At 63.1% G+C, this 4352-nt stretch carries 7 protein-coding genes; 4 read left to right on the top strand and 3 right to left on the bottom strand.

Annotated features, from left to right (window positions below; genetic code table 11):
• Together EOA29_RS26760 and EOA29_RS26755 are read right to left on the bottom strand one after the other, a co-directional pair.
• Window positions 1-473 (bottom strand): MSMEG_1061 family FMN-dependent PPOX-type flavoprotein (locus EOA29_RS26760; RefSeq protein ID WP_127221838.1); only part of this gene is annotated, 473 nt, incomplete at its 3' end.
• Window positions 474-562: 89 nt separating this feature from the next.
• The gene (locus EOA29_RS26755; protein WP_126093933.1) at window positions 563-916 is read right to left on the bottom strand and encodes a DUF971 domain-containing protein; all 354 of its coding nucleotides are present in this window, start codon (window positions 914-916) and stop codon (window positions 563-565) included.
• A 195-nt stretch (window positions 917-1111) separates the two neighbouring features.
• Here EOA29_RS26755 and moaA point away from each other — a divergent pair, with 195 nt between their 5' ends.
• A complete protein-coding gene (moaA, locus tag EOA29_RS26750) occupies window positions 1112-2107 on the top strand; it encodes a GTP 3',8-cyclase MoaA (protein ID WP_126093932.1) in 996 nt (331 codons plus the stop codon).
• Window positions 2108-2264: 157 nt separating this feature from the next.
• Here moaA and EOA29_RS26745 read toward each other — a convergent pair whose 3' ends face one another.
• Window positions 2265-2591 carry a hypothetical protein gene (locus EOA29_RS26745; RefSeq protein ID WP_245464677.1) on the bottom strand — a complete coding sequence of 109 codons (327 nt, stop codon included), beginning with the start codon at window positions 2589-2591 and terminating at the stop codon, window positions 2265-2267.
• A 239-nt stretch (window positions 2592-2830) separates the two neighbouring features.
• Here EOA29_RS26745 and EOA29_RS26740 point away from each other — a divergent pair, with 239 nt between their 5' ends.
• The 3 genes from EOA29_RS26740 to EOA29_RS26730 form a co-directional block, all read left to right on the top strand.
• The gene (locus EOA29_RS26740) at window positions 2831-3139 is read left to right on the top strand and encodes a hypothetical protein (protein ID WP_126093931.1); all 309 of its coding nucleotides are present in this window, start codon (window positions 2831-2833) and stop codon (window positions 3137-3139) included.
• 115 nt (window positions 3140-3254) lie between these two features.
• Window positions 3255-4175, top strand: coding sequence for a DMT family transporter (locus EOA29_RS26735; protein WP_126093930.1), 921 nt, complete (start codon window positions 3255-3257; stop codon window positions 4173-4175).
• Window positions 4176-4180: 5 nt separating this feature from the next.
• A partial coding sequence (locus EOA29_RS26730; protein WP_148669388.1) for an NTP transferase domain-containing protein occupies window positions 4181-4352 on the top strand: 172 nt, incomplete at its 3' end.

The following is a 4352-nucleotide window of genomic DNA, read 5'->3' as shown; positions in this document are numbered from 1 at the left end:
AGATCGGAGCGCACGATGGCGCGGGCACACTGGAAATAGACGGTGTCGACCGCAACGACGGTGACCGACCGGGCCGGCTTGCCGTCGACCGTGAAGGAGGCGCAAAGCCCGGCATCGGTGGTGATGTGGGCGCGGCCGTTGACGCGCAGCGTCGTGCCGGAGCCGGGCACCAGGAAAAGCAGCCCGACGCGCGGATCGCGAATGATGTTCTTCAGCGAATCGGCACGGTTGTTGCCGCGCCTGTCGGGCATCATCAGCGTTTTCTCATCGACGAGGCGCACGAAGCCGGCAAGATCGCCGCGCGGCGAGCAGTCCAGCCCTTCCGGCCCGCTGGTCGCCAACGCCACGAAGGGCGAGGCCTCGATGAAGGCGGCATATTCGGGGATCACATGGTCGAGTTCCTTGACGATCGAGGCCTCGCCAGGCAGCCCGTAGAGCGCTTCGAGCTGTTCGACCGACGTGATGAGCGACATCTTTTCGCCTCCTGACCTTTTGCCGGCGCTACTCTATGTCCGTGACGCCTTGACGACAGCCGATCGCCAAATTTGGACCTGCGCCCGGGCTAGCGATCGCGGCTGAGCCCCTTCTCGGCCAGTTCGGCGAGATAGGCATTCCAGCGCTCGTCCTTCTCATGGCCGAGCGTGTGGAGATAGTTCCAGGTGAAGATGCCGGTGTCGTGGAAATCGTCGAAGGTGATCCGCACCGCGTAATTGCCGATCGGCTCGATCTTGAGGATCGCGACGTTGCGCTTGCCGGGCACGGTCACCCGCTGTTCAGGCGAATGGCCCTGCACTTCCGCCGAGGGCGAGGCGACGCGCAAAAGCTCCGCCGGCAATTCGAACGGTTGATCCCCGGGAAAAGTCACGGTGAGCAGCCTGCGGTCCTTCGAGACCCTCAGTTCCTTTGGCGCCGTCATGTCTGGTCCTGCGTGAGTCGCGCCCTTCCCTACGCTGCTTTGCGCGACGCTGAAAGGCCATGCAAGGCCGCCGACAGAGAATGTCGGTCGGGGAATGTTACCAAAGATCAAGACCTTCTATCTTGAATGCGCGGTTGGATCGTATCACATAGCTGTATATAACGACGCCGCTCAGGCCATGGGAAACGCTTGCAAATGGACATGATCGACCCCTTCGGTCGCACGATCAGCTATCTGCGCGTGTCGGTTACCGACCGCTGCGATTTCCGCTGCACCTATTGCATGGCCGAGGACATGACCTTCCTGCCGAAGAAGGACCTCTTGTCGCTCGAGGAGCTCGACCGGCTTTGCGGCGTCTTCATCGAAAAGGGCGTGAGAAAGCTCAGGCTGACCGGCGGCGAGCCGCTGGTGCGCAAGAACATCATGCATCTGGTGCGTCAGTTGTCGCGCCATCTCAAGAGCGGCGCGCTTGAAGAGCTGACGCTCACCACCAACGGCTCGCAGCTCTCGCGCTTTGCGGCGGAACTCGCCGACTGTGGGGTCAAGCGCATCAACGTCTCGCTCGACACACTCGATGCCGACAAGTTCCGCCAGATCACCCGCTGGGGCAATCTCGGCAAGGTCATGGAAGGCATCGACGCCGCGCAGGCGGCCGGGCTCAAGGTCAAACTCAACGCGGTGGCGCTACGCGACTTCAACGACGCCGAAATCCCCGAGATGCTGCGCTGGGCGCATGGCCGCGATATGGACCTCACCGTCATCGAAACCATGCCGATGGGCGAGATCGACGCCGACCGCACCGACCAATACCTGCCGCTGTCGCTGCTGCGCGCCTCGCTGGAGCGCCAGTTCACGTTGACCGACATCCCTTATAAGACCGGCGGCCCTGCGCGCTACGTCCAGGTCGCCGAGACCGGTGGCCGGCTCGGCTTCATCACGCCGATGACGCATAATTTCTGCGAGAGCTGCAACCGCGTGAGGCTGACCTGCACAGGCACGCTCTATATGTGCCTCGGCCAGGAAGACGCAGCCGACCTCAGGGCGCCGCTGCGTGCGTCCGAAGGCAACGAGCTGGTCGGCGAAGCCATCGACGAGGCGATCGGGCGCAAGCCGAAGGGCCATGATTTCATCATCGACCGCCGCACCAGCCGTCCCTCGGTATCTCGCCATATGAGCGTCACCGGCGGCTGATTTTTTCCGAAAATTGGTGCAGGATCACCTTTGGTCACTGACCTTGGGGGCACCATGAAGCGTCTTCATCTCATCCAGGGAGCGCCTTTGGCGATCGCCTTGTCGTCGTTGTTTGCAATCGTCACGACAACGGCAATCGCGAAGCCGTTCACCTACGTCAATGCGCGCTTCGGCAGCCTGCCAGGGGATCGTATTTCGCCTTGAGCGAGGAGGGATATTCGATCCAGACGGTGCGGATGACGCCATCCTTTCCGAACAGGCGTCGCTCGTAGAAGACCTTGTCGCCCTTGACGCCGGAGAGCACCGCCCAGTTCTTACCGGTCTTGCCGTAGGTCACCTTGTAGCCGGGTCCGGTGTTCGCCTTTTCGTCGTCGACGAAGCTTTTCGGTGTGTCGTTATCGACGTTGTAGATACCGGAGCAGGTCAGGCTGGCGCCGTCGGCGCTCAGCCATTGTTGCCCGTCGCCGTTTTCAGGCTCAGGCAAGCGGTCGCTGAAAATCTCGTCGGGAAAGGTGCAGGCGGTGGCAAATTCATGCTTTCGCTTGCAATGCTTGGCGTCGTTTCGATGCCGGCAGCCGGCATATGAACTTTCCCCCTTAGAGCGAAAAAATCGCGCTCGAAAGCTAGGCCGGAACAGGTCAGCGGTAAATCGGGCGGAGGCCATTGCGGAAGGTTTATTTGCGGCGTGTCGCCCGAGCTCAAGGCCCGCGCAGGCTTTTGGCGATGGTGGCCCAGTCGATCGGCGGCACCTACACGGTTTCCGGCACCAATTTCGACGGCTCGTCCTACGACGGCGAGGCAACCATCACGCTGACCAGCGAGACGACCTGCACCATCCATTGGGAAACCGGCGGCTCGTCCTCGGACGGCATCTGCATGCGCAACGACAATGCCTTTTCGGCAGGCTATGTGATGGGCAAGGAAATCGGCCTCGTCGTCTACAAGGTAGAGGACGACGGCTCGCTGCACGGGCTCTGGACCATCGCTGGCAAGGATGGCAACGGCACCGAGACGCTGACGCCGAAGAAATAAGGCCCACTGTTTTCCCGAAAGCTGGGCCGCAGCAGATGCTGTGGCCCATTTCTTTGACGTTGCTGTTTCCCACTTGCCTGCTAGAGGCTTGATCCAAGAATAATTGGAAACGCCCTTGCCTCTCTCGCCCAATCTTCGCGGCGCGCTGTTCATGGTCGTGGCCATGATCGGCTTCACGCTCAACGACGCGATCACCAAATTCTCGTCCGAATCGATGAACATGGCGCAGGTCATGTTCGTGCGGGGCGCTTTCGCGTCGCTCTTCGTCGGCCTGCTCGCCTGGCGGCGCGGCGCGCTTGCCGATCCCCGCGCCATGCTGCAGCCGATGGTGGCCGTGCGCGTTGCCGGTGAGGCCGGTGCCACGGTCTCCTTCCTCGTCGCTCTGGCGCACCTGCCGATCGCCAATGTCTCGGCCGTGCTGCAGGCGCTGCCGCTGGCCGTGACGATGGGGGCCGCGCTTTTCTTCGGCGAAGGCGTCGGCTGGCGGCGTTGGCTCGCCATCGCCGTCGGCTTTGCCGGCGTGCTGATCATCGTGCGGCCGGGTTTCGAGGGTTTCAGCGCCTATTCGCTGCTGGCGCTGACGAGCGTCGTCTGTTGCGCCGTGCGCGACCTGGCCACCAAGCGCATCCCGCATGCGATCCCGACCATGCTGGTGTCGACGGCGACGGCGCTGGCCATGACCGTGCTTGGCGCGCTGCTGCTGTCGCCGATGGGCGGCTGGACGCCGATGAGCGCCGACGCGACAGCACTGCTGGCGCTGGCTGCGGTGCTGGTGCTCATCGGCTATCAGTTCATCATCATGGCGATGCGCTCGGGCGACATCTCCTTCATCGCGCCCTTCCGTTACACCGCATTGCTGTGGTCGATCCTGCTCGGCCTCGTCATCTTCGGCGACATCCCCGACCTGCCGATGATCATCGGCGCCGCGATCATCATCGGCTCCGGCCTCTACGCGCTCTATCGCGAGCGCGTCGTCGGCCGGCGGCAGACTGCCGCCGAAAGCGCTGGACCCGACATGGCGCCGGACGGCATATAGGTCCGATGGACCGAAGCGTTGCGGGCATCATCCTGGCGGGAGGCCGGTCGCGCCGGATGGGCGGCGGCGACAAGCCCTTGCTTTCGCTCGGCAAAGCCAGGCTGATCGACCATGTCGCCGCGCGTCTCAAGCCGCAGGTCGGCACGCTTGCGCTCAACGCCAATGGCGACCCCGCGC

It is taken from the genome of Mesorhizobium sp. M1E.F.Ca.ET.063.01.1.1 (genome assembly GCF_003998155.1).
GTDB lineage: Bacteria > Pseudomonadota > Alphaproteobacteria > Rhizobiales > Rhizobiaceae > Mesorhizobium.
The sequence above is the reverse complement of the archived record's forward strand: the minus strand, read 5'-3'. Positions and strand labels throughout refer to the sequence as shown.

What these genes read in the sequence shown, in the direction of transcription:
- EOA29_RS26740 (WP_126093931.1), top strand. Translation starts at nt 2,831, where the DNA reads ATGGTGGCCCAGTCGATCGGCGGCACCTACACGGTTTCCGGCACCAAT.
- moaA (WP_126093932.1), top strand. Translation starts at nt 1,112, where the DNA reads ATGGACATGATCGACCCCTTCGGTCGCACGATCAGCTATCTGCGCGTG.
- EOA29_RS26755 (WP_126093933.1), bottom strand. Translation starts at nt 916, where the DNA reads ATGACGGCGCCAAAGGAACTGAGGGTCTCGAAGGACCGCAGGCTGCTC.